The organism is Pseudomonas farsensis, from assembly GCF_014268805.2.
GTDB lineage: Bacteria > Pseudomonadota > Gammaproteobacteria > Pseudomonadales > Pseudomonadaceae > Aquipseudomonas > Aquipseudomonas farsensis.
This window is the reverse complement of record NZ_JABWRF020000001.1, coordinates 946,312-971,830: the sequence shown is the minus strand read 5'-3', so window position 1 is coordinate 971,830 and position 25,519 is coordinate 946,312. Positions and strand designations below refer to the sequence as shown.

The 25,519-nt window shown below is 62.9% G+C and carries 20 protein-coding genes and 4 tRNA genes; 3 read left to right on the top strand and 21 right to left on the bottom strand.

Annotated elements, in window-relative coordinates:
• Positions 1-4: 4 nt before the first annotated feature.
• Positions 5-1,045: an AraC family transcriptional regulator gene (locus HU719_RS04370; RefSeq protein ID WP_186520891.1), complete on the top strand. Its 1,041-nt coding sequence runs from the start codon at positions 5-7 to the stop codon at positions 1,043-1,045.
• Between the two features lie 210 nt (positions 1,046-1,255).
• Here HU719_RS04370 and HU719_RS04365 read toward each other — a convergent pair whose 3' ends face one another.
• The 21 genes from HU719_RS04365 to leuC form a co-directional block, all read right to left on the bottom strand.
• Entirely contained in the window at positions 1,256-2,092 is an 837-nt protein-coding gene (locus HU719_RS04365; protein ID WP_186520892.1) for a DUF2242 domain-containing protein, read from the bottom strand.
• Between the two features lie 189 nt (positions 2,093-2,281).
• A tRNA-Asp gene (locus tag HU719_RS04360) sits at positions 2,282-2,358 on the bottom strand.
• 141 nt (positions 2,359-2,499) lie between these two features.
• Positions 2,500-2,576: transfer RNA gene (locus HU719_RS04355), tRNA-Asp, on the bottom strand.
• 83 nt (positions 2,577-2,659) lie between these two features.
• Positions 2,660-2,736 (bottom strand) — tRNA-Asp (locus HU719_RS04350).
• Between the two features lie 79 nt (positions 2,737-2,815).
• Positions 2,816-2,891 (bottom strand) — tRNA-Val (locus tag HU719_RS04345).
• Between the two features lie 209 nt (positions 2,892-3,100).
• Positions 3,101-3,871 carry an SDR family oxidoreductase gene (locus HU719_RS04340; RefSeq protein WP_186536939.1) on the bottom strand — a complete coding sequence of 257 codons (771 nt, stop codon included), beginning with the start codon at positions 3,869-3,871 and terminating at the stop codon, positions 3,101-3,103.
• On the bottom strand, positions 3,871-5,082 hold the full coding sequence (locus HU719_RS04335) for an O-succinylhomoserine sulfhydrylase (RefSeq protein ID WP_186536940.1): 1,212 nt from the start codon (positions 5,080-5,082) through the stop codon (positions 3,871-3,873). Before HU719_RS04335 ends, HU719_RS04340 begins: the two co-directional genes overlap by 1 nt.
• Positions 5,083-5,096: 14 nt before the next feature.
• Positions 5,097-6,602: an amidophosphoribosyltransferase gene (gene purF / locus HU719_RS04330; RefSeq protein WP_186521297.1), complete on the bottom strand. Its 1,506-nt coding sequence runs from the start codon at positions 6,600-6,602 to the stop codon at positions 5,097-5,099.
• A gap of 42 nt (positions 6,603-6,644) precedes the next feature.
• Positions 6,645-7,199: a CvpA family protein gene (locus tag HU719_RS04325; RefSeq protein ID WP_186521299.1), complete on the bottom strand. Its 555-nt coding sequence runs from the start codon at positions 7,197-7,199 to the stop codon at positions 6,645-6,647.
• Positions 7,200-7,353: 154 nt separating this feature from the next.
• On the bottom strand, positions 7,354-8,010 hold the full coding sequence (locus HU719_RS04320) for an SPOR domain-containing protein (RefSeq protein WP_186536941.1): 657 nt from the start codon (positions 8,008-8,010) through the stop codon (positions 7,354-7,356).
• Positions 7,994-9,301, bottom strand: a complete 1,308-nt coding sequence (folC, locus tag HU719_RS04315) for a bifunctional tetrahydrofolate synthase/dihydrofolate synthase (RefSeq protein ID WP_186536942.1) — start codon at positions 9,299-9,301, stop codon at positions 7,994-7,996. Before folC ends, HU719_RS04320 begins: the two co-directional genes overlap by 17 nt.
• Positions 9,301-10,194: an acetyl-CoA carboxylase, carboxyltransferase subunit beta gene (gene accD / locus HU719_RS04310; RefSeq protein ID WP_186536943.1), complete on the bottom strand. Its 894-nt coding sequence runs from the start codon at positions 10,192-10,194 to the stop codon at positions 9,301-9,303. The genes folC and accD overlap by 1 nt, the downstream gene beginning before the upstream one ends.
• A 218-nt stretch (positions 10,195-10,412) precedes the next feature.
• Positions 10,413-11,033, bottom strand: coding sequence for a phosphoribosylanthranilate isomerase (locus tag HU719_RS04305; protein WP_186536944.1), 621 nt, complete (start codon positions 11,031-11,033; stop codon positions 10,413-10,415).
• Between the two features lie 59 nt (positions 11,034-11,092).
• Positions 11,093-11,947, bottom strand: coding sequence for a tRNA pseudouridine(38-40) synthase TruA (truA, locus tag HU719_RS04300; RefSeq protein ID WP_186521309.1), 855 nt, complete (start codon positions 11,945-11,947; stop codon positions 11,093-11,095).
• 128 nt (positions 11,948-12,075) lie between these two features.
• Positions 12,076-14,700: a FimV/HubP family polar landmark protein gene (locus HU719_RS04295; RefSeq protein ID WP_186536945.1), complete on the bottom strand. Its 2,625-nt coding sequence runs from the start codon at positions 14,698-14,700 to the stop codon at positions 12,076-12,078.
• A 72-nt stretch (positions 14,701-14,772) separates the two neighbouring features.
• On the bottom strand, positions 14,773-15,777 hold the full coding sequence (locus HU719_RS04290) for an aspartate-semialdehyde dehydrogenase (protein WP_186536946.1): 1,005 nt from the start codon (positions 15,775-15,777) through the stop codon (positions 14,773-14,775).
• Positions 15,778-15,941: 164 nt separating this feature from the next.
• Positions 15,942-17,054 carry an aspartate-semialdehyde dehydrogenase gene (asd, locus tag HU719_RS04285; protein ID WP_186521315.1) on the bottom strand — a complete coding sequence of 371 codons (1,113 nt, stop codon included), beginning with the start codon at positions 17,052-17,054 and terminating at the stop codon, positions 15,942-15,944.
• 64 nt (positions 17,055-17,118) lie between these two features.
• The gene (leuB, locus tag HU719_RS04280) at positions 17,119-18,201 is read right to left on the bottom strand and encodes a 3-isopropylmalate dehydrogenase (RefSeq protein WP_186521317.1); all 1,083 of its coding nucleotides are present in this window, start codon (positions 18,199-18,201) and stop codon (positions 17,119-17,121) included.
• A 53-nt stretch (positions 18,202-18,254) separates the two neighbouring features.
• Entirely contained in the window at positions 18,255-19,019 is a 765-nt protein-coding gene (locus HU719_RS04275) for a class I SAM-dependent methyltransferase (RefSeq protein ID WP_186521319.1), read from the bottom strand.
• Positions 19,020-19,059: 40 nt separating this feature from the next.
• Positions 19,060-19,704, bottom strand: coding sequence for a 3-isopropylmalate dehydratase small subunit (gene leuD / locus HU719_RS04270; protein WP_186521321.1), 645 nt, complete (start codon positions 19,702-19,704; stop codon positions 19,060-19,062).
• Positions 19,701-21,134 carry a 3-isopropylmalate dehydratase large subunit gene (gene leuC / locus HU719_RS04265; protein WP_186536947.1) on the bottom strand — a complete coding sequence of 478 codons (1,434 nt, stop codon included), beginning with the start codon at positions 21,132-21,134 and terminating at the stop codon, positions 19,701-19,703. Before leuC ends, leuD begins: the two co-directional genes overlap by 4 nt.
• A gap of 131 nt (positions 21,135-21,265) precedes the next feature.
• Between leuC and HU719_RS04260 the strand changes: the two genes are divergently transcribed.
• Both HU719_RS04260 and HU719_RS04255 read left to right on the top strand, forming a co-directional pair.
• Positions 21,266-22,144, top strand: a complete 879-nt coding sequence (locus HU719_RS04260) for a LysR family transcriptional regulator (RefSeq protein ID WP_186521325.1) — start codon at positions 21,266-21,268, stop codon at positions 22,142-22,144.
• A 60-nt stretch (positions 22,145-22,204) separates the two neighbouring features.
• On the top strand, positions 22,205-25,501 hold the full coding sequence (locus HU719_RS04255; RefSeq protein WP_186536948.1) for a PAS domain S-box protein: 3,297 nt from the start codon (positions 22,205-22,207) through the stop codon (positions 25,499-25,501).
• The last annotated feature ends 18 nt before the right edge of the window (positions 25,502-25,519 follow it).

Genomic DNA, 25,519 nt, shown 5'->3' with positions numbered 1-25,519 from the left:
CCGCATGAACCGCGCACGGGTGCGCCTGGGCGACCTGTCGGTGGGCCTGGTCCAGCCGTTGGCGCAAGCCCTGCGCGAGCGCGGCCACAACCCGCAACCCCTGCTGCTGCGCTACGGCCTTGATGATCGGCGCCTGGCCGAACCCAGCGCGCGGCTGTCGATTCCGCGCTACATGCACCTGGGGCATGCCGCCATCGAGCTGTGCGCCGACCCGGCGCTGGGGCTGCACATGGGCCGCCTGGGCCGCCTGCCGCAGGCGGGGCTTGCCGGCGTAACAGCGGCGCAAGCGCCGACGCTGGGCGAAGCCGCCCGCACGCTGCTGCGCTTCGAGCCCTTGTATGCGGCCAACTACCGGGGCCAGTCGAGCTTCGAAGAAGATGCCCAAGGCGCCTGGCTGCGCTTCTACTCCATTAGCCCGTATAACCGCTACAACCGGTTCGTGGTCGATTCGCTGCTCGGCGGCTGGCTTGCGCAGCTGGGCGCATTGGCAGGCCAGCCGATAAAGGCCGAACGCCTGGAAATCGAATTCACCGCCCCGTGCTATGCCGACCATTACCAAGCCTTGAGCAGCAGCCCTGTGCAGTTCGCGGCCGGCGCCAACCAGTTGCGCCTGGGCCCGGCAACACTGGCTCTGGCCAACCCGCAGCACTGCCCCAGCACCTGGCAGCACCTGCTGCAGCTGTGCGAAGCCGAGCTTGCCCAGCGCACTCGGGTACGCAGCCTGGGCGAACGTATCATTCATCTGCTAGGGCCGTTGCTCAACGGCGGGCGTGAACCGGATCTCGAGGAGGTGGCGCGGCACCTGCACATGCCGACCTGGACGCTACGGCGCAAACTGGCCGAAGAAGGCACGCGCTTTCGCGACCTGCTCAATGACACACGGCGCGACCTCGCCGAAGCGTATATCCGCGATACCGAGCTGGCGTTTGGCGAAATCGCCTATTTGCTGGGGTTTGCGTCGGCCGAGGCCTTCCAGCGCGCATTCAAGCGCTGGACAGGCGTCACGCCGGGGGAGTACCGCCGGCAACAGCGGCTGGCGGTTTAAAGCTCGGTGGCATCATCGGCAGGTTCTGGCGGGTCCAGCTCGAAGGCCTGAAAATCGAGCAACTCTTCCTGATAGTCATCCATGGCCTGCATCCTCTTTCTGCGTTTATCGTCTCAAGGGTCTGGGGCCAACCTAAGCCGTAGGCGTTACGGCTTGATTACAGCCCCATGAACGATAAACGTAGCAGGCCTTGCATAAGTTATCGAGGCCTCAAGAGCCCGCTGGGGCAGGTTCGGCTGGCGCTTCTGGCTGCTGCACCTGAATGGGCGCCGCCTCCACCGGTGGCGCCACAGGCTGCGAGCTATGGCTATCGTCGACCACAGGCGCAGCAGGCGCCTCTGTGGCAGGGGCAAATGCCGCTGGCTGGCTGGCAGCAGGGCTCTGGGCCGCGCTCGCCGGCGCGGGTGCCGCCTCTGCCGAGGCTTGTGGCGCTGGCACAGGCTCGGGCAGGCCCAAGTCTTGTGCAGGTGGCTCGGCCTTGGCCGGCTCTACCGGCGCTTCAGGCTTTTTCACCTTTTTTGGCTTCGGCAGATAGCTTTCGACCAGGGCGAAATAACGGTCGTAGAACTGCGGCGCGGTGACCGTCTCGCTGGCGACCTTGACCATGGAATCGTCGCTCGAGCCAATGGGCATCGACACCGAACCGAGCACGCCCACACCCAGGCTTGCCGAAGTGTTGGACTTTTTCAGGGTGTAGCGGTCCTGCAAGGCGTTGGCAAACATGGTGGAGCGCTGTTTATCGCTCATGTCCGGCACGCAGGTGATGTTGAAGCTGATCTGCATGTGGTTTTCGGCGCTTTGCTGAAAACTCTTGTTGCCGGCGACCTGGTTGGCATCACTGCTGGTGATGATGTAGCCCTGGCTGAGCAGCGCACGGCGCGCCGCCTCGCAGGAGCCGGCTTCGCTCACCGAGAAGCTGCGCGAGAAGGTGCCTGAGTCGTCGAAGTTCTCGTGCTCGTACATGGCAGGCTTCTTCGAGGAACAACCGGACACGCCTGCCAGCACAAGGGCCAGCCCGAGCGCACCATAGACGGATGATCTGGACATCGTGAATTCCGGGGAAAATCGAACGGTGGGTATTGTGCAACAGATCCGCGATCGATCGAAACCTTGAGCGTGCAAGGTTCATGTAAAGTCCGGCAAACCTTACGCTTATCAAACGCTGAAACGCAAAAAGCGACCCTGAGGTCGCTTTTTGCGTTGTACCAAGCTGTTCAAGGGGCTTGGTACCAGAGATGGCGCAGCGGACGGGACTCGAACCCGCGACCCCCGGCGTGACAGGCCGGTATTCTAACCGACTGAACTACCGCTGCGTATCGTTCGGGCTTGCACCCGATTGAAACTGGGATCTGAGCTTTCAAGCGTCTAAACGCGAAAGCCAGGCACAAAAAAGGCGACTTGTGATCGCCTTTTCTGGTTTGCTTCAAGCTGTTCAAGGGGCTTGATGCAGAAGATGGCGCAGCGGACGGGACTCGAACCCGCGACCCCCGGCGTGACAGGCCGGTATTCTAACCGACTGAACTACCGCTGCGTATCGTTCAGGCTTGCGCCTGATTGAAACTGGGATCTGGCCTTTCGGCCTCAGACCGGTGCAAGCACCCATCTGGAGAAAAATGGCGCGGCGGACGGGACTCGAACCCGCGACCCCCGGCGTGACAGGCCGGTATTCTAACCGACTGAACTACCGCCGCGCATAGCTGGACTTGCGTCCTGTTCCTCTCTGCCAACCGGCGTCTTGCGAAGTGGTTGAGCCAGGAACGTCTCAGGAAGTGGTGGGTGATGACGGGATCGAACCGCCGACCCTCTGCTTGTAAGGCAGATGCTCTCCCGGCTGAGCTAATCACCCCCGCGATGTTGCTTGTTGCGTTTGCTTCGCTGAGGCCGCGAAATTTACGCAGGTACCGATGCTAAGTCAATAGCCCCATTGAAGTTTTTTTAAAAATAGCTGCAAGGGGCTAGCTTCGACCTGCAAGAAAAAGCGTGTGTCCCACCCGGAAGATACGACAAAGGGACCTCACGGCCCCTTCTTGCTGCTTGTAGCTGAAAGCTAGCGGTTCAGGCGTAGATCATCTTGCGGGTCATGCCGCCGTCGACCACAAACTCCTGGCCAGTGACGAAGCCTGCCTGGCGCGACAGCAGCCAGGCCACCAACGCGGCTACATCTTCGACCGTCCCTACCCTGCCCGTCGGATGCTGCGCGTGGTCAGCATCGGTCAGGGGCTCGGCGCGGCGCTGGGAGGGGTCACGGGCATCGATCCAGCCCGGGCTCACGGCATTGACCCGGATCTCCGGGCCGAGGCTCATGGCCAAGGCGTGGGTCAGCGCCATCAACCCGCCCTTGCTCGCGGCATAGGCCTCGGTATCAGGCTCTGATTGCCGTGCGCGGGTCGAGGTGAGGTTGACGATCGCGCCGCCATGGGCACGCAGATACGGGGCGCAGTGCTTGGCCAGCAGCATTGGGCCATTGAGGTTGACCGCAAGCACCCGGTTCCATTGCGCCAGCGACAAGCTCTCCAGCGTCTGATTGTGCGGGTTGGCCACGGCTGCGTTGCACACCAGTGCATCCAGCCGGCCAAATTGGCCAAGCACCTCTGACACCCCGGCGCTGACCTGCGCCTCATCAGCGACATCCATGGTGATGAACCAGGCGTTGTCCCCCAACGCCTTGGCCACCTTGGCGCCGCGCTGGCGATCAAGATCGCTCAGCACCACCTGCCAACCTTCACAAATCAACCAGGCGGCGATGCCCAGGCCGATACCGCGGGCGGCACCGGTAACCAGAGCTACCCGGCCGTTATGGCCTGGCGCAGCGCCGCGGATTTCCATCACAGCGCCGCCAGCCCACGGGCGAGGTCCGCCTGCAGGTCGGCGACGTCTTCCAAGCCCACGGCAACGCGGATCAGGCTGTCGCGGATACCCGCCGCTTCACGTTCCTGTGGCGTCAAACGGCCATGGGAGGTGGTCGCCGGGTGGGCGATGGTGGTCTTGCTGTCACCCAGGTTGGTGGTAATCGAAATCACCCGGGTGGCATCGATGAAGCGCCAGGCGCCCTCTTTGCCGCCCTTGACCTCGAAGCTGACCACTGCACCGAAGCCGCTCATCTGGCGCTTGGCCAGTTCGTGCTGCGGGTGGCTTGGCAGGCCGGCGTAGTGCACCTTCTCGATGCCCTCTTGCTGCTCAAGCCACTGGGCCAAGGCCTGGGCGCTCTCGCAGTGCGCACGCATGCGCAGCTTGAGCGTTTCCAGGCCCTTGGTGAAGATCCAGGCGTTGAACGGGCTAAGCGTCGGGCCGGCGGTGCGCAGGAAACCCACCACTTCTTTCATCTGTTCGGCACGCCCAGCCACCACGCCGCCCATGCAACGGCCTTGGCCGTCGATGAACTTGGTCGCCGAGTGGAACACGATATCAGCACCCAGTTTGAGCGGCTGCTGCAAGGCCGGGGTACTGAAGCAGTTGTCCACCACCAGCATCGCGCCACGGGCATGGGCGATTTCGGCCAAGGCGGCGATATCGACAAGCTCGGCCAGCGGGTTGGACGGCGACTCGAGAATCAGCAGCTTGGTATTGGCCTTGATGGCCGCTTCCCAGCCTGCGAGCTCGACCAGTGGCACGTAGTCCACCTGCAGGCCGAAGCGCTTGAGGTACTTTTCGAACAGGCTGATGGTCGAGCCAAACACGCTCTGCGACACCAGCACGTGGTCGCCCGCGCTGCACAGCGACATGACTATGGCGAGAATAGCCGCCATGCCGGTGGAGGTGGCGACGGCCTGCTCGGCGCCTTCCATGGCCGCCAGGCGCTCTTCGAAGGCGCGTACGGTGGGGTTGGTGTAACGCGAGTAGACGTTACCCGGCGTTTCGCCAGCAAAACGCGCGGCGGCATCGGCAGCCGTGCGGAAGACATAGCTGGAGGTCAGGAACAGCGCTTCGCTGTGCTCGGCCTCCGGTGTACGGTTCTGACCGGCGCGTACCGCCAGGGTGTCGAAGCCGACACCCTCGAGGTCACTGTCCAGTCGCCCGGCATCCCATTGATCCGTCATGCCGTCGCTCCCAATCAGTTGTTATAGAGGTCGATGATCGCGCTGACAGCCTGAGTCTTGACCTTGGCGAGGTCGTTACGGGCTTGTTCGATGCGGTCCAGGTAGGCCTCATCGATGTCGCCGGTGACGTACTCACCGTTGAACACTGCGCAATCGAAATGCTCGATCTTGATCTTGCCGCCACCGACCGATTCGATCAGGTCCGGGAGGTCCTGATAGATCAGCCAGTCGGCGCCTATCAACTCGGCCACTTGATCAGTGGTACGGTTGTGGGCGATCAGCTCGTGAGCGCTCGGCATGTCGATGCCGTAGACGTTGGGGTAACGCACCGCGGGGGCCGCGGAGCAGAAGTAGACATTCTTGGCGCCGGCTTCGCGGGCCATCTGGATGATCTGCTTGCAGGTGGTGCCGCGCACGATGGAGTCGTCCACCAGCATCACGTTCTTGCCGCGGAACTCAAGCTCGATGGCGTTGAGCTTCTGGCGCACGGATTTTTTGCGTGCAGCCTGGCCAGGCATGATGAAGGTACGGCCGATGTAGCGGTTCTTGACGAAGCCTTCGCGGAACTTCACACCCAGGTGGTTAGCCAGCTCCAGCGCTGCGGTGCGGCTGGTGTCCGGGATCGGGATGACCACGTCGATATCGTGCTCAGGGCGCTCGCGCATGATCTTGTCGGCGAGTTTCTCACCCATGCGCAAACGCGCCTTGTAGACCGAGACGCCATCGATGATCGAGTCTGGGCGGGCCAGGTAGACGTGTTCGAAAATGCACGGCTGCAGCTTAGGCGCATCGGCGCACTGTTTGGTTTTAAGCTGGCCTTCTTCAGTGATGTACACCGCTTCGCCTGGCGCCAGGTCGCGGATCAGGGTGAACCCGAGCACATCCAATGCTACGCTTTCCGAGGCAATCATGTATTCGACGCCTTCGTCGGTGTGACGCTGGCCGAACACCACCGGGCGGATGCCGTTAGGGTCGCGGAAACCGACGATACCGTAGCCGGTGATCATCGCCACCACCGCGTAGCCACCGACGCAACGGCTGTGCACGTGGGAAACGGCGGCAAACACGTCTTCTTCGGTCGGCTGCAGCTTGCCGCGCACGGCCAGCTCATGGGCGAACACGTTCAGCAGCACTTCGGAGTCCGAGTTGGTGTTGACGTGACGCAGATCCGACTCGTAGATCTCCTTGGCCAGCTGCTCGACGTTGGTCAGATTGCCGTTGTGCGCCAGGGTAATGCCATACGGCGAGTTGACGTAGAACGGCTGGGCCTCGGCCGAGGTCGAGCTGCCCGCGGTTGGATAACGCACATGGCCAATGCCCATGCTGCCGACCAGGCGCTGCATGTGGCGCTGCTGGAAGACGTCGCGCACCAGGCCATTATCCTTGCGCAGGAACAACCGGCCGTCATGGCTGGTCACGATACCGGCAGCGTCCTGGCCGCGGTGCTGGAGGACCGTAAGCGCGTCATACAGCGCCTGATTGACGTTCGACTTACCGACGATACCGACGATGCCACACATGCGACGCAACCCCTACTTTGATGAAACTTGATTGAAAAGCACTCAGGGCTTGGTTGGCCCGAGCAGCTGTTCCTTGAACGGAAGGTCAACGGGTGCGCTGACCCCACTGGACATCCACTGGCCGGTGAACCCCAGAATCAGGTTTTTTGACCAGTCTGCGACCAATAGAAATTGTGGTATCAGGCGAGATTCCTGCCACCACGGATCCTGTTGTACCGGGCCCAGGCTAAGCAGCCCGACGGCCACTACCACCAGCAGCCCGCCCCTGGCGGCGCCGAAGGCCATGCCGAGGAAACGGTCGGTGCCGGACAGCCCGGTCACTCGAATCAGCTCGCCGATAAGGAAATTGAGCATAGCCCCCACCAGCAAGGTGGCGACGAAAAGAATGGCGCAGCCGGCGATGACGCGGGCCGATGGCGTTTGGATGTAGCTTTCCAGGTATTGCGCCAGAGAGCCGCCAAACATCCAGGCAACTGCGCCTGCGACTATCCAGATGAGCAGTGACAAGGCTTCCTTGACGAAGCCGCGCTTGAGACTGATCAATGAGGAAATGGCGATGATCGCGATGATCGCCCAATCAACCCAGGTAAATGCCACGGTGTGCCTGCCGACGTTTGAGGCGGCGCATTTTAGCAGAGCGGCGGGCCGGGGGTAAGCGGAATGTCACGTCGTTGAAGGGCTGCAGGCTGACTCCGGGGACAGCTTTACCCTTGGAATCAGACCCACCCAGGCCACTAACGGCCGGCTGCAGCTAGCCGCGCTCAGGCTGGAAACGCACCACGAAACCTTTGAGGTTCTGCTGGCGGTTGATCACATCACGCAGACGCTCGGCCTCGGCACGCTCGATCAGTGGCCCGACGAACACCCGGTTCATGCCATCGGCCGAGCGAATGTAGGCGTTGTAGCCTTGGCTGCGCAGGGTTTTCTGCAGGTTGTCGGCACCTGCACGATTGGACAGGCTGGCCAACTGGATTGACCAGCTGACCGGCAGGCCATTGACGTCTATCTTGGCAGGCGCGGCAGGCGCGGCAGGCTTGGCAGCCGGTGCCGGGCGAGCTTCGACCTTGGGCGCAGGCACTGGTGTCTGCGGTTTGGGCTGCGCCTGGGCCTGAACCTGCGGCGAGGGGGTAATGGGCTGGCTTGGCGTGCTGGCCGGTGCGGTCGACTCATCAACCACCACGGGCGGCTGGTCTTCCTGCACCACCACAGGCGCAGGCTCGGGCACCTGCACCGGCTCGACCTGCACTTGCGGCAGGCTCGGCATGGCCGGTGCCTGCGGCGCCTCGACACGCACCTGGCGCATCTCGTCCTCGCGGGTAAAGAGCATCGGCAGGAAAATCACCGCCAGTGCCACCAGCACCAGCGCACCGACCATGCGCTGTTTCATCCCTTTATCCAGCACTGCCATCTACTCCATCCTCGAGGGCCTGCCGTTCGAGCCAGGCCAGAGCCTCGCCGACGCAGAAAAACGAACCGAACAGCAGGATCTGATCATCCGCCGTCGCCTTGGCACACTGCCCTTCAAGGGCAGCATCGACGCTTGGGTGAGACTTCACTGTCGCACCAAGGTTCGTCAATGCCTGTGCAAGCTCCTCTGCCGGGCGGCTGCGTGGCGTATCCAGGGGCGCCACTGCCCAGTCGTCGACAAGACCCGCAAGCGGGGCCAGCACGCCGTCGAGGTCCTTGTCGACCAGCAGCCCGAACACCGCCAGGCGCCGCCCCTTGACCGGGCGAGTTGCCAGGCGCTGGGCCAGGTACTGGGCCGCGTGCGGGTTGTGCCCGACGTCCAGCAGCAACTGCACCGACTTGCCGGCGAACTGCACCACACGGCGGTCGAGGCGACCGGTAATACGCGTCTCCAGCAGCGCCTGGCGAACCTGCCCGGCATCCCATGGCAAGCCGGTCAGCAGGTATGCCTGCAATGCCAGGGCCGCGTTTTCCATTGGCAAGTCGAGCAACGGCAGATCATGCAGCTCGACCACCGCACCATCACCTGTGCTACCGCGCCAGAGCCAGTGCGTATCCGTGCTCGACAGGTCGAAATCGCGCCCGCGCAGGAACAACGGGCAAGCCAGCTCGCGCGCTTTGTCGAGCAGCGGCTGTGGCGGATCGAGGTCGCCGCACAAGGCAGGCTTGCCCTGGCGGAAAATACCGGCTTTTTCGAAGGCGACTGACTCGCGGGTATCACCCAGGTAATCGATGTGGTCCACGCCAATGCTGGTCACCAGCGAGATATCGGCATCTACCAGGTTGACGGTATCCAGGCGACCGCCCAGGCCGACTTCAAGCACCACGGCATCGAGTGCCGACTGTTTGAACAGCCAGAACGCCGCCAGGGTGCCCATTTCAAAATAGGTAAGGGAAACTTCGCCTCGCGCAGCCTCTACGGCTGCAAAGGCTTCGCACAGTTGCTCATCACTGGCTTCAACGCCGTCAATGAGCACCCGTTCGTTGTAGCGCAGCAAATGCGGCGAGCTGTACACCCCAACCTTGAGCCCCTGCGCCTGCAGCAACGCAGCCACAAAAGCGCAGGTCGAGCCCTTGCCATTGGTGCCGGTCACCGTGACCACCCGGGGTGCCAGCGCGCCCAGCGCCAGGCGCGACAGCACCTGTTGCGAGCGAGCCAGGCCCATGTCGATGGCCGAGGGGTGCAGTTGTTCGAGGTAGGCGAGCCACTCGCCCAGGCTGCGCGGGTTCATCACGCGACCGCAGCGACTTCTTTGGCTTCTGCCGGGGTTGCCTGGCCAGTCATCTGTGCCAGCAGGCGCGCCAGGCGCGGACGCAGCTCGTCACGGGAGATGATCAGGTCGATCGCGCCGTGCTCCAGCAGGAACTCGCTGCGCTGGAAACCTTCTGGCAGTTTTTCACGCACGGTCTGCTCGATAACGCGCGGGCCAGCAAAGCCGATCAGTGCCTTGGGCTCGCCGACGATGACATCGCCGAGCATTGCCAGGCTTGCCGATACGCCGCCGTAGACCGGGTCGGTCAGCACCGAGATGAACGGAATGCCTTCTTCGCGCAGACGTGCCAGCACCGCCGAGGTCTTGGCCATCTGCATCAGCGAGATCAGGGCTTCCTGCATGCGCGCACCGCCCGAGGCCGAGAAGCAGATCATCGGGCAACGGTGCTCGAGCGCATAGTTGGCGGCACGTACGAAACGCTCACCAACGATAGCGCCCATCGAGCCGCCCATGAACGAGAACTCGAAGGCACTGACCACAACCGGCAGGCCCATGAGGGTGCCGCTCATGGAAATCAGCGCGTCTTTTTCGCCGGTCTGCTTCTGCGCGCCGGTCAGGCGGTCCTTGTACTTCTTGCCGTCACGGAATTTCAGACGGTCGACTGGCTCAAGGTCGGCACCCAACTCGGCGCGGCCGTCCTGGTCGAGGAAAATATCGATACGCGCACGGGCGCCAATGCGCATGTGGTGGTTGCACTTAGGGCAGACATCGAGGGTCTTTTCCAGCTCCGGACGGTACAGCACGGCCTCGCAGGACGGGCATTTGTGCCACAGACCTTCGGGAACCGAGCTTTTCTTCACCTCGGAACGCATGATCGAAGGGATCAGTTTGTCTACCAACCAGTTGCTCATGCTTTCTTTCTCCAGTATTGGCCGGGAACAGGCGTTATGCGCCTGGCCCAGCCCTTGAGCTCAAATTCTGCTTTGAAACGACGATGGCCCGGCAGTGGTTTTACCACCTGCCGCGCCACCTCCAATATTTACGCCGATGCGCGCCTCAGGCGCTGCCTGGCCGCATCGGGCTGCGAAAGCTATGGACGATGGCGCGCGGCCAGCCGTCACATCCGCCCTCAAGCCTGCCTCACAGCCTGCATGAAGGCGGCAATTTTGGCGGCATCCTTGATGCCCTTGGCTTGCTCTACCCCACCGCTGACATCGACCGCGTAAGGCCGCACCTGGGCGATGGCCTGGGCCACGTTGCTGGCAGAAAGGCCGCCTGCAAGGATGATCGGCTTGCTCAGCGTTGCCGGTACCAGCGACCAGTCGAAGGCTTCACCAGTACCGCCCGGAACGCCGGCAACGAAGGTATCGAGCAGAATGCCCCGAGCGCCTGCATAGTAGCGGCATGCGGCTTCCAGGTCATCGCCTGGGCGAACCCGCAGGGCTTTGATCCAGGGCCGATGATAGCCTTCGCAGTCAGCCGGGGTTTCATCGCCGTGGAACTGTAGCAGGTCCAGCGGGACCACTTCGAGGATCTCGTTGAGCTCGCAGCGCGAGGCATTGACGAACAACCCGACCGTAGTCACGAACGGCGGCAGCTCGGCGATGATCGCCCGCGCCTGGCGCACATCTACGGCGCGCGGGCTCTTGGCGTAGAACACAAAGCCCAGCGCATCAGCGCCAGCCTCGACTGCCGCCAGGGCGTCTTCGATGCGGGTGATGCCGCAGATCTTGCTGCGAACGTTGCTCATGGGTGGCGAACCTTGAGTGATCGGTAAGGGGCGGATGTTAGCAAATGACCTTTGCTGCGTCAGTCCGCCAAGCCCTCGTATCCGCCAAGAAAGTGTGGGCCAATGTAACGCTCAGGCAGTGGGTACTCCGGTGGATACTCCACCTGCACCAGATACAACCCGTATGGATGCGCAGTCACCCCGCCCTCGCGGCGATTGCGCCCCTCCAGCACCTGACGCGCCCATTCCACCGGGCGCTCGCCGGCACCAATGGTCATCAGCACACCGGCAATGTTGCGCACCATGTGGTGCAGGAAGGCGGTGGCGCGCACGTCCAGTACGATCATCTGGCCATGACGGGTCACGCGCAGGTGATAGATATGCTTGATCGGCGATTTGGCCTGGCACTGGCTGGCGCGAAATGCGCTGAAGTCGTGGGTGCCCAGCAGATACTGCGCAGCCAGGGCCATGCGCTCGACATCCAGCGGGCGGTGGTTCCAGGTCACTTCCTCGGCCATGTGCGCCGGGCGGATAGGGTCGTTGTAGATGACGTAGCGGTAGCGCCGGGCGGTGGCCTTGAAGCGCGCATGGAAGTGCGCAGGCATGGGCCGCGACCAGACCACGCTGATATCGTGGGGCAGGTTGTAGTTGCTGCCCAAGGTCCAGGCGCGCTCGTCACGCACAGCGCGGGTGTCAAAGTGCACGACCTGCCCGCAACCATGCACGCCGGCATCGGTGCGCCCGGCGCACAGCACGCTGATGGGCTCGTTGGCCACCTTCGACAAGGCTTTCTCCAGCGCTTCCTGGACGCTGGGCACACCACTGCTCTGGCGCTGCCAGCCGCGGTAGCGGGCACCTTTGTATTCCACGCCCAGGGCGATGCGGGAGAAGCCTTCGGCAGCCGATTCGGCGGCGGCGGTGTCGATGATATCCAAAAGGGGAAAACCTGATGCAGTCACGAAAGGCGGGAAGTATACCGGCAAACCCTGCTACCGCCGAAACGATCAGGGCCTGCCGACTGCTCCAGGTTCTACCTGAAGCCGCCGACAGGCCCCGCGAGGGCTTAGACCAGGCGCGAGAGCATGTCGCTGGCTTCCAGGCGCTGGGTGTCGTCGCCGTCCTTGACCACTTCGTCGAGGATGTCGCGGGCGCCATCGTGGTCGCCCATGTCGATGTAGGCGCGGGCCAGGTCCAGCTTGGTCGCCACTTCGTCGGTGCCGGAGAAGAAGTCGAAGTCCAGGTCGTCCAGCGGCTCTGGGTCGAGCGCTGCATCTTCGGCAGTGAACTGCGGCTCAAGCGACGGGGTTTCGAGGTTCTGCGACAGCTTGTCGAGCTCTGCGTTGACGTCGTCGAGTTCCGAGGCGAAGTTCTGCGCCGCCGGCGAATCGTCGTCCAGCGACAGCGACAGGTCGAAGTCTTGCGGCAGCTCAAGCTCGGACATAGGGTCGAACTCAGGCATTGCCTCGAACGCTGCCAGTTCAGCGGCGACATCCACCGGCGCATCGCTGCCGCCAGCAGCGGGTTCAGCGATATCCAGGTCGAAATCCGCCAGATCGTCAACTTCGGCGGGCGCGGATTGGGCTTGCGCCTGGGCCAGCAGCGCTTCGAAGTCGTCGTCGGCGTCGGTTTCGGCAATTGCCGGGGCCGCTTGCACGGGCTCAGCGGCTGCGACCGGCGCAGGCTCGTCCAGCACAGGCAGATCGAAGGCATCGTCTACCGGCAGATCGTCATCCAGGCTCAGGTCAAAGTCGCTGTTCAGATCGGTGTCTTCCAGGGACGGCTCAGGCTCAAGCTCTACAACCGGCTCAGGCTCAGGCGCCAGTTGCGGCTCGGGCTCCGGCGCAGCTTGCGGCTCGGGTTCTTGCAGCAGCTCTTGGACATACTGTTCATCAAGGCCCGAAGCCAGCGCAGCACTGCCAGCGGCCACGGCCACTGCCGCCACACCCAGCATGGCCGGGAAGCGTTCTTTAAGCGAGGCGACTTCAGCTTCGGTCTGCGGGCTCGGCGCCAACTTGCGCTCCTGCACAACGAAGGCATCCTGATCACCTTGGCGTGCGTACACTTCCATCAGTTTCAGGCGCAGGTCGCTACGCTGGGGCTCCGAAGCCACCGCCGCCTCAAGCAGGTCGGCAGCGTGGTTCAGGCGGCCACGGGCCAGGCTCTCGTCAACTTCAGCAAACAGCGCGGCGCGCGGGTCGACTGCCGGAGCAGGCGCGGCCTGGGGCTTTTCAGCGGCAGTAGCGGCAGCCGCAGACGCTGCGACCACGGCAGGCGACAGGCTGACGGTCGGCGCGGCGATTTCCAGGTCACCGAAACTGTCGGCGGGCAGCTCCAGATCAGGGCCGCGATCGCCCTCCTCGGAAAGCGCGCGTGCCATGCGCAGGTGCTTTTCAGCCTCCTGGTCGGCCTTGCGTTTGCGCGCCAACAGCAGCAACAGCAGCAACAGCACCAGGAACGCGGAACCTGCGATCAGCGCCAGCAGCAGCGGGTTGCCAAGCAATTGATCGAGCATGCTCGGCGCTTGCGCAGCGGGCTCCTCGGTAACCACTGGCGCGGTGTCGGCCGCGGCCGGCGCAGGCGCCACCACAGGCTCGGCAGGGGTCAATTGGGCATTGACCGCAGGTTGCGCGGGCACAGGTTCCCCCGGCAATGCTGCCGGCGGCGTTTGTGCGGCAGGCGCAGCAGCACCCTGCGCCTCCAGGCGCGCCAACTGGTCGTTTTTCAGGTCGATCAAGCGCTGCAGCTTGTCCAACTGGCTCTGCAGGTCGGTCATGCGGCTTTTCAGTTCGTCGTTGTCACGACGACTGGTATCGAGGCTTTCCTGAGCCACCGCCAGCTTGTCGTTCAACGCCTTGGCTTCGCCGGCAGCGCCTTTGCCACCTGGCGAAACCAGCTTCAAATTGTCGCCCTGGGCGATGCGCGAGGGCGTAGCGCCCGCCTCGCCGCGACGCGTGGCGTCGAGCTGACGGGCACGCGGGCCGAGACGCCGGCCTTCACGCCAGGCGGCGTATTGCTCGGCCACTTCGCGGTTGGCTTCAGGGCGCGCAATGCTCTGCACCTGCTGCTGGTCAGGCAGGCGCAGCACCTGGCCGACCTTCAGTTGGTTGATGTTGTTGCCAATGAAGGCGTCGGGGTTCAGCGCCTGGATTGCCAGCATGGTCTGCTGGACGGTACCACCCTGGGTATTGCGCGCGGCGATCTGCCAGAGCGTATCGCGACGCTTGGTGGTGTAGCTGCCCGCGCTGACCGCCGGGGCGATGTTGGCCTGGGCGGCCTTGCTGTCCTGGGCCTGAGCCTGGTCGAGCAGCACATTGTAGTCACGCAACAGGCGGCCCTGGGGCCACATCACCTGCACCAGGAACTTGATCACAGGTTCCGGCAGCGGCTTGCTGGAGGTTACCCGCAGCACACTGCGGCCGTTGGGGTTGATCACTGGGGTGAAGGTCAGGTCCTCAAGGTAGGCAGGCAATGCCACGCCGGCCTTGGCGAAATCTTCTGGCGAAGCGAGGCTTGGGGCCATTTCGGTGGCGGCGAGGTCGCGCACGTCGAGCAGTTCGATCTCGGCATCCAGCGGCTGGTTCTGCGCCGACTTCAAGGTCAGCTCCCCCAACCCCAGCGCGTTCGCGACGCCCGACGACAGTGCCGAGGCGGCCGCGATAGCCAAAACCAGTTTGCGAATTCGAAGCATGAACTCTTCCCTTGTATGAACCGTCCCAAAAAACCTGTTGCGGTGTAGGACAAAATTACTGGCCAGTATCTTTTACGCCATGTGTTTAATCAACAATTGCGCCACTTGCACAGCGTTGAGCGCCCCACCTTTGCGCACATTGTCGGTGGTCAGCCAGAGATTGAGCTGTTCATCCTCATCGATTCCACGGCGTACACGTCCAACATAGACCACGTCCTGCCCCACTGCGTCACCGACCGGGGTCGGATAATCGCCGGGTTCGACCAACTCCACGCTGGCGGCGCTGTCCAGAGCGCGGCTGACGGCTGCCAGATCCACCGGGCAACGGCTCTGCACCGCCACACTGAAGCTATCGCCGAAAAACACCGGGACTTGAATGCAGGTGACCGAAATCTTCAGGTCTGGCAGGCCCAGCAGTTGGCGCAGTTCGCTGACCAGGCGCCGTTCAACACCAGTATGGCCCTGCTCGTCTGGCGTGCCGACCTGCGCCAGCAGGTTGAACGCCACCTGGCGGTCAAAGATGCGCGGCTCCAATGGGCGAGCGTTGAGCAGCTCGGCGGTCTGCCGGGCCAACTCACCAACGGCTTCTTTACCCTGAGCCGATACCGCCAGGCAGGCATTGACCTGGATGCGCTCGATATCAAGTAGCCCTTTGAGCGGCGCCAGCGCAACGGCCAGGGCCACGGCACCTGCGGTGGGGCTCGTGATCACTGCCGGCTGCGGCAACTGGCCCGCGCGCTCTGCATTGGCCTCTGGCACCACGGCGTACGCGCCATCGAGCGCACCGGACAAGTCGATAACGGCACAGCCGGCAGCCTGGGCCTTGGGCGCGAAGCTACGGCTAACGGCGGGGCTTGCAGCGAAAAACACCAGTTTTGCCTGGGCAAAGTCAAAACTGTCGACCTCGCGAACCTTGATCTTCTTGCCGGCGAACATCACGCTGCTGCCCGCTGATTCCATGCTGGCCAGCAGATGCAGGGTGGCAACCGGAAAGCTCAGCTCTTCGAGGATCTGCACGAGTGCTTCGCCTACGTTGCCGGTGGCGCCAACTACGGCGATATCTAGCGGTACGGTCATGGCTTGGGTCCTTCTGCTTCGGGGGGACGGCGCGGGAGCGGCACTTTACTTGGATTACCGGGCGGGAGATAGGGCAGCGCGCAGCGTTGCTGCCCCGCCCAATAAAAAGCCCGCGCCACTTTCGCGGCGCGGGCTCGGCAGAGCTAAGGATCAACCCTGGGCAATCAGCGCTCCAGCAGAATCCGCAGCATGCGGCGCAGCGGTTCGGCAGCACCCCACAGCAGTTGGTCGCCGACCGTGAATGCGCCCAGGTACTGCGAGCCCATGTTCAGCTTGCGCAGACGACCGACCGGCACGTTCAGGGTGCCGGTAACACGCGCCGGGCTCAGCTCCTGCATGGTGGCCTCGCGCTGGTTCGGCACCAGCTTCACCCATGGGTTGTGCTGGCTGATCATGCCTTCGATATCGGCCAGCGGCACGTCCTTGTTCAGCTTGATGGTCAATGCCTGGCTGTGGCAACGCATGGCGCCGATGCGCACGCAGATACCGTCGACCGGGATCGGGCTTTTGAAGCGACCGAGGATCTTGTTGGTCTCGGCCTGGGCTTTCCATTCTTCACGGCTTTGACCGTTCGGCAGCTCTTTGTCGATCCACGGGATCAGGCTGCCAGCCAGCGGCACGCCGAAGTTTTCGGTAGGGAACGCCTCGCCGCGCATGGCTTCGGCAACCTTGCGGTCGATATCGAGGATGGCGCTGGCCGGGTTGGCCAGGTCGTCGGCGACAGCGGCGTGGGTTGCGCCCATCTGACGGATCAGCTCGCGCATGTTCTGCGCACCGGCGCCGGAGGCTGCCTGATAGGTCATGGCGCTCATCCATTCCACCAGACCTGCTTCGAACAAGCCACCCAGGCCCATCAGCATCAGGCTGACGGTGCAGTTGCCGCCGATGTAGTTCTTGGTACCGGCGTCCAGCTGCTGGTCGATCACCTTGCGGTTGACCGGGTCTAGTACGATCACCGCATCATCCTGCATGCGCAGTGACGAGGCCGCGTCGATCCAGTAGCCCTGCCAGCCGGCTTCGCGCAGCTTGGGGAAGACTTCGTTGGTGTAGTCGCCGCCCTGGCAAGTCAGGATGACATCGAGGGTCTTGAGCTCGTCGATGTTGTAGGCATCCTTGAGCGGGGCAATGTCCTTGCCCACGTTCGGCCCCTGGCCGCCCACATTGGAAGTGGTAAAGAACACCGGCTCGATCAGATCGAAGTCCTGCTCTTCGAGCATCCGCTGCATGAGCACGGAACCGACCATTCCACGCCAACCGATCAGACCTACACGTTTCATCGCAACTACACCTTTGCTAAAAAGTGGGCCGCCACCGGGAGTTAGTGGTGGCGGGCCAGAGAGATTACAGATTCCGCAGCGCTGCGACTACTGCATCGCCCATTTCCTGCGTACCAACCTTGCGGCAACCCGACGAGAAGATATCACCCGTGCGCAGGCCCTGGTCCAGGACCAGGCTTACCGCCCGTTCGATCGCTTCGGCAGCGGCCACCTGGTTGAAGCTGTAACGCAGCATCATCGACACCGACAGAATGGTCGCCAGCGGGTTGGCAATGCCCTGCCCGGCAATGTCCGGTGCCGAGCCGTGGCAAGGCTCGTACATACCCTTGTTGTCGGCATCCAGCGACGCCGACGGCAGCATGCCAATGGAGCCGGTGAGCATGGAGGCTTCATCGGACAGGATGTCGCCGAACATGTTGTCAGTCACTACAACGTCGAACTGCTTCGGTGCGCGGACCAACTGCATGGCGGCGTTGTCCACGTACATGTGGCTCAGCTCGACATCCGGGTAGTCCTTGGCCACTTCTTCGACCACTTCACGCCACAGTTGGCTGGAGGCCAGTACGTTGGCCTTGTCGACCGAGCACAGCTTCTTGCCGCGCACACGGGCCATGTCGAAGCCGACGCGGGCGATGCGGCGCACTTCGCTTTCGCTGTACGGCAGGGTGTCGTAAGCCTGGCGCTCGCCGCCTTCGAGCTCGCGCTGACCGCGCGGAGCACCAAAGTAGATGCCGCCGGTGAGTTCACGGACGATGAGGATGTCCAGGCCAGAAACGATTTCTGGCTTGAGCGAGGATGCGTCCGCCAGTTGCGGATAGAGAATGGCTGGACGCAGGTTGGCGAACAGGCCCAGTTGCGAACGGATTTTCAGCAGGCCGCGCTCCGGGCGGATATCGCGCTCGATCTTGTCCCACTTCGGGCCACCCACGGCGCCCAGCAGCACGGCGTCGGCCTTGCGCGCGCGCTCGAGGGTTTCGTCAGCCAGCGGTACGCCGTGTTTGTCGATGGCTGCGCCGCCGATCACATCATGGGCCAGGCTGAAACCAAGCTGGAACTTGTCGTTGGCCAGCTCCAGTACCTTGACCGCTTCGGCCATGATTTCCGGGCCAATACCATCGCCTGGGAGAATCAGAATCTGCTTGCTCATGCTTTCCTCTATTCATTCAAGCGGTGCGGCCGGTTCGGCCACACCGTAGATAATCAACGTTCAGCCCAAAGCACCAGCACGTCAGTGCTGAACGAGCCATCGGCTTCAATCTGGTAATACTGCCGTACTTCCTCGCCCATGGCTTGCTGCAACTGGCGTATGGCTACGCGCAGCGCTTCAGGGGTGCGCATGCGCTCGACCCACGACTGCCATTCAAGACGCAGGCGCTGGCGGCTGTGGCCAGTGACGTGCAACCCGGCTTCGCTGACCAGACGCTGCCATTGGGCGACGCTGTAGTCGCGCACATGGCTGGTGTCGCGCAGCAACTCGACGCTTTGCAAGTAAGTGTCGAGCAACGGGCTGCCCGGCGACATCACGTCGATGAACGCTGCCACCCCACCCGGCTTGAGCACCCGGCGCACCTCGCGCAGGGCCAGGCCCAGGTCGCTCCAGTGGTGCGCCGAATAACGGCTGAAGACAAAGTCGAACGACTGATCGGCAAACGGCAGATGCTCGGCAGCGCCACACTCGGTGCGGATGTTGGCAAGACCGCGCGCATCGGCCGCAGCTGCGACCACATCGAGCATCGACTGCGACAGGTCATAAGCCACCACTTCGCCAGCCTGTGGCGCCACATGGAAACTGACATGCCCGGCACCGCAACCCAGGTCCAGCACACGCGCATCGCCCCGCCCTGCCAATGCTTCCTGCAGCAGCGCAAACTCGCGGCCTTGGGCATGCACGGCGCTGCTCAGGTAGGCATTGGCCTGCTCGCCGAACTGGCGTTGGACCACGTCGTTGTGGGTGCTGCTGGTCATGGCTTCAATCCTTGTATGGGGCCGGGTCAGTGCGTTCAGCTCAGGCGTCGCGGAACAGCCATGGCTGGCTTGCGCGATGCTTGCCTTCGAAAGCCTTGATGGCTTCCTGGTCCTGCAGGGTCAGGCCGATATCGTCCAGGCCATTGAGCAGGCAGTGCTTGCGGAATGCGTCGATCTCGAACTTCAGCACTTTGCCGTCCGGGCGGGTCACCGCCTGGGCTTCAAGGTCGATGGTCAACTGGTAACCCGGGTTGGCCTCGACCTGCTTGAACAGCTCGTCTACTTCAGCGGCGTCAAGGATGATGGGCAACAGGCCGTTCTTGAAGCTGTTGTTGAAGAAGATGTCGGCAAAGCTTGGCGCGATCACACTGCGGAAACCGTACTCATCCAAGGCCCACGGCGCATGCTCACGGCTGGAACCGCAACCGAAGTTTTCCCGCGCCAGCAACACGCTGGCACCTTGGTAACGGTCGTGGTTGAGCACGAAGTCATGGTTGAGCGGGCGCTTGCTGTTGTCCTGGTACGGCTGGCCAACATCCAGGTAACGCCACTCGTCGAACAAATTGGGGCCAAAGCCTGTGCGTTTGATCGACTTGAGAAACTGCTTGGGGATGATCTGGTCGGTATCGACGTTGGCACGATCCAACGGCGCGACGAGACCAATGTGCTGGGTAAAGGCTTTCATGCTGCGCTCCCTTGGATCAACTCGCGAACATCGATGAAGTGGCCGGTTACGGCGGCGGCGGCGGCCATGGCCGGGCTCACCAGGTGGGTACGGCCACCGGCGCCCTGGCGGCCTTCGAAGTTACGGTTGGAAGTAGATGCGCAGTGCTCGCCGCTTTCGAGGCGGTCCGGGTTCATGGCCAGGCACATCGAGCAGCCAGGCTCACGCCATTCAAAACCGGCTTCGAGGAAGATTTTGTCCAGCCCTTCACGCTCGGCTTGAGCCTTGACCAGGCCCGAGCCCGGCACAACGATGGCCTGCTTGACGCTGGCGGCAACCTTGCGGCCCTTGGCGATTTCGGCGGCGGCGCGCAGGTCTTCAATGCGCGAGTTGGTGCACGAGCCGATGAACACGCGATCAAGGCGGATGTCGATGATCGCCTGGTTGGCACTCAAACCCATGTACTTCAGGGCACGTTCGATGGAGCCGCGCTTGATCAGGTCGGCTTCGGCAGCCGGGTCCGGCACGCGCTGATCGACCGCCAGGACCATTTCAGGCGAAGTGCCCCAGCTCACCTGCGGCTTGATTTGCGAAGCGTCCAACTCGACAACGGTGTCGAACACGGCGTCGTCGTCAGACACCAGGTCTTTCCAGGCTTCTACTGCAAGCTTCCACTGCTCGCCTTTAGGCGCGTACGGGCGGCCTTCTACATAGGCGATGGTGGTGGCATCGGTGGCGACCAGGCCCACCCGGGCACCGGCCTCGATGGACATGTTGCAGATGGTCATGCGGCCTTCCATCGACAGCTCGCGAATGGCGCTGCCGGCGAACTCCATGGCATGGCCGTTGCCACCGGCGGTGCCGATCTTGCCGATTACGGCCAGGACGATGTCCTTGGCGGTAACGCCTGCAGGCAACTGGCCTTCGACGCGCACCAGCATGTTCTTCATTTTTTTGGCGACCAGGCACTGGGTGGCGAGCACGTGCTCAACCTCGGAGGTGCCGATGCCGTGGGCCAGTGCGCCGAATGCGCCGTGGGTGGAGGTGTGCGAGTCGCCGCAGACCACGGTCATGCCCGGCAAGGTTGCGCCCTGCTCGGGGCTGATCACGTGCACGATGCCCTGACGTTCGTCGTTCATCTTGAATTCGACGATGCCGTATTCGTCGCAGTTTTCGTCGAGGGTCTGCACCTGAAGGCGCGAAACTTCATCGGCGATGGCTTCGATACCGCCCTTGCGTTCCGGGGTGGTCGGCACGTTGTGGTCGGGGGTGGCGATGTTGGTGTCGATGCGCCACGGTTTGCGGCTGGCCAGGCGCAGGCCCTCGAAAGCCTGGGGCGAGGTCACTTCGTGGATGATGTGACGGTCGATGTAGATCAGCGAAGAGCCGTCATCACGGCGCTTGACTTCATGAGCGTCCCAGAGTTTGTCGTAGAGCGTTTTGCCAGCCATCAGACTGTTTCCTCATCAGCGTCTTTCTATGCCAAAGACCCCTTGGCTTGTACGGACGATGCTATGGCGATAGATTGAATAACTCAAATTCATAATTTTCATGCTTTGCATAACCACTAGGAATCTGAACCTTGGATCTTGCCAACCTTAGTGCGTTTATCGCGATTGCCGAGACGGGAAGCTTTTCAGGGGCAGGCGAACGGTTACACCTGACCCAGCCTGCCATCAGCAAGCGCATCGCCGGCCTTGAGCAACAACTGGACGTGCGCCTGTTCGACCGCCTGGGCCGGGAAGTGACCCTGACCGAAGCCGGCCGGGCCCTGCTGCCACGGGCCTATCAGATCCTCAACGTGCTTGATGATACCCGACGCGCACTGACCAATTTGACTGGCCAGGTGAGTGGTCGGCTGACCCTGGCAACAAGCCACCACATCGGCCTGCACCGCCTGCCCCCGCTGCTTCGGGCTTTTACCCGGCAGTATCCGGCCGTGGCGCTGGATATTCAGTTCATGGATTCGGAAGCGGCCTACGATGAAATTCTCCATGGCCGCGCAGAAATTGCCGTAATCACCCTTGCCCCAGAGCCTCACCACCTGGTCCGCGCCACCCCGGTATGGGACGACGCGCTGGATTTCGTCGCCGCCCCCGAGCATCCGCTGGCGCGCACTGGCGGTGTCAGCCTGGCAGATGTGGCGCGCCATCCGGCGGTCTTTCCCGGCGGCAATACCTTTACCCACCATATTGTGCAGCGGCTGTTCGAAAGCCAGGGGCTGACGCCGAACATCGCCATGAGCACCAATTACCTCGAAACCATCAAGATGATGGTTTCCATTGGCCTGGCGTGGAGTGTGCTGCCACGGACTATGCTCGATGAGCAGGTGGCACCCATCGCCCTGCCGGGCATACAGCTGTCGCGCCAGCTAGGCTACATTCTGCACACCGAACGCACGTTATCGAACGCGGCCAGGGCCTTCATGGCCCTGCTCGACAGCCACGCCGGGGCTACCTGACAAGGAGCCTGGGCGGCCTTACCCCACAAGGACGCGATATCCGCCAAAGGTCTGGTACCGATGCCCAAATCAGCGAACCGTTTTCCGCGCCTGCCGCGCATACCCGCTGCCGACCCACAAGCCTCCGAGCAGGCCTGGCAGAACGCACCGCAGTTGCTGGCCGCACTCAATGGCGCACGCCTGGGCGCCTGGCTATGGGACATCGAAACCGGCAGGGTCAGCTGGTCGCGCGGCACCCAGGCGCTATTCGGTTTCGATCCACAGCGTGCATTGCCCAACGATGTCGACTATCTCGACCTGCTGCCTGACGAGGACCGCGCCCGCACCCGCCAGGCTTTCCAGGCGGTGGTCAACGGTGAACCCGTCGAACAGGCCATGCGCCACCGCATCCGCTGGCCTGATGGCAGCCTGCACTGGCTGGAGATAAACGGCAGCCTCACCCACGACGCCCAAGGGCGGCGGCAGATGATCGGCGTGATCCGCGAGATAACCCGGCAGCGGGAACGGGAAACCGCGTTGATCAACTCGGAAAAGCGCTTTGCCACCCTGTTTCACCTGAGCCCCAACGCGGTCTTGCTGACCCGCCGCCACGACGGGTTGATCATTGAAGTCAACCAGCACTTCGAACACCTGTTCGGCTGGGCCGGGCCGCTGGTGATCGGCAAGACCAGCATCGAGCTGGGCTTGTGGGTCAACCCCGAGCAGCGCCACCAAGTGCTTGAAGCCACACGCGGGGGCAGCGGGCCGCTGACCATGGAGGTGCAGTTCCGCGCCACCAGCGGCAAGGTCCACGATGGCATTCTGTGCACGCAGGGGGTGGAAATTGAGGGCGTCACGTACCTGATCAGCACTTTCGTCGACACCAGCGAGCGCAAGCGCGCCGAGCTTGCCCTGAAAGACAGCCAGGAGCGCCTGGACCTGGCGCTGGACTCCGCCCAGCTGGGCACCTGGGACTGGCACATTCCAAGTGGCATGCTTTACGGCTCGGCCCGCGCGGCGCAGTTGCACGGCCTGGACCCGGCGCCGTTCCACGAGTCGTTCGAAGCGTTTTTCGAGGGCATGCCTGAGAACGAGCGCGAGGTCATGCGCCACGCCTACCGCAGCCTGCGCGAAGGGCCAGCGGGCAATTACCAGATTACCTACCGGGTAGAGCTGGAAAACGGCGGCTCGCGCTACATCGAAAGCCGAGCCCGGCTTTACCGCGACGAACAAGGCAACCCCCTGCGCATGGCCGGGACTCTGCTCGACATCACCGACCAGGTAGAGCGCGAGCAGCGCCTGAGCGCCTCGGAAGAAAAGTTCGCCAGCCTGTTCCAGGTCAGTACCGACCCGATATTCGTCACTCGCCAGGACACCGGCCAGTTCATCGAGATCAACCCGGCGTTCAGCCTGACTTTTGGCTGGACCGCCGAGCAGGTGCTGGGCAATACCGCCCAGCAGCTGGGCCTGTGGGCTGAGTCTGTCGAACGCGCCCAACGCATCGAACGGGTGATCCGCGAACAGGCGTTGAGCAACGTCGCGGTGGGCGTCAATCATCGTAACGGCACACCGCTGACGTGTGTCATTTCCAGTCGCCTGATCAGTGTCGACAATCAGCCATGCAGCGTCACCACCCTGCGTGACATCACCCAGCAGCAGCGCGCCGAAGCTGCGTTGAAGGCTAGCGAGGAAAAATTCGCCAAGGCGTTTCATTCAAGCCCTGATGCCATCACCATAACCGAGTGCGAGAGCGGTCGGTATCTGGAAATCAATGACGGTTTTACCCGCCTGACCGGCTATAGCGCCGATGAAGTGATCGGGCAATCGGTTCACGATATCGGCATCTGGGCCGACGACAAGCAGCGCACGGCGTTGCTGACCGAGCTGCGTGAGCACGGGCGGGTGCACCATCGGGAAATGCTCGGGCGCAACAAGCAGGGCGATATTCTTACCGTCGAGGTATCGGTCGAGCCGATCAGCCTCAACGAAACCGACTGCCTGCTGCTGACCGCACGCGATGTGAGCCTGCTGAAGAACGCCCAGGCGCAGATCCGCCACCTCGCCTACCACGACCCGCTGACCAACCTGCCCAACCGCGCGTTGCTGATGGACCGCCTGAGCCAGCAGATCGCCCTGCTCAAGCGCCACAACCTGCGCGGCGCCCTGCTGTTTCTCGACCTGGACCACTTCAAGCACATCAACGACTCGCTTGGCCACCCGGTGGGCGACACGGTGCTGAAAATCATCACCGCCCGCCTTGAGGCCAGCGTACGTCTTGAAGACACCGTGGCGCGCCTGGGTGGCGATGAGTTCGTGGTGTTGCTCAGTGGCCTGGAGGGTAGCCGCGAACTGGTGGAGAGCAAGGTGCGCGAGCTGGCAGACACCCTGCGCGAGTTGCTGGCAGAGCCAATGTCGCTGGACGGCCAGCGCCTGCAGGTAACACCCAGTATTGGCGTGGCGCTGATCCCGGACCACGGCGTGACCCCAGCTGACCTGCTCAAGCGCGCCGACATCGCGCTGTACCGCGCCAAGGATTCGGGGCGCAACACCACGCAACTGTTCCACACAACCATGCAAAAGGCCGCCAGCGAGCGCCTGCGCATGGAAAACGACCTGCGCATGGCCCTGGCCCGGGGGGAACTTGCGCTGCACTTCCAGCCCCAGGTCGATGCGCGGGAAAACCGCATCATCGGGGCCGAAGTGCTGCTGCGCTGGCACCACCCGCAACTGGGCCAGCAAGCGCCGTCCCAGTTCATTCAGGTACTGGAAGAAAGCGGTCTGATTCTTGAAGTTGGCAGCTGGATCCTCGACGAAGCCTGCGATGCCTGCGCGCGCATGCTGGCCGACGGGCTGATCGATGCCGAAGATTTCAGCCTGTGCGTAAACATAAGCCCGCGCCAGTTTCGCCAAAACGATTTCGTCGCGCGGGTGCTGCGCAGCCTGGACGACTTTCACCTGCCCCGGCACATGCTCAAGCTTGAGATCACCGAAGGCATCGTCATCCAGAACCTTGAGGACACCATCAGCAAGATGCGCGAACTCAAGCGTTATGGGGTGAGCTTTGCCATGGACGACTTTGGCACTGGCTATTCGTCATTGACCTACCTCAAGCGGCTGCCGGTGGATGCCCTGAAGATCGATCAGACCTTCGTGCGCGATGCCCCCATCGACCCTAACGACGCCGAAATCGTCCGCGCCATCGTGGCCATGGCGCGCAGCCTTGACCTGGCAGTGATAGCCGAAGGGGTCGAGCTGACCGAGCAACTGGCGTTTCTGGAACAGCTGGGCTGCCACCTTTACCAAGGCTACCTGCACAGCAGGCCCCTGCCACTGCTGGAGTTCAGGCAGATGTTGCTGGAAGCTCCAGCAGACTACTGAAACACGTGCATGAAAAAG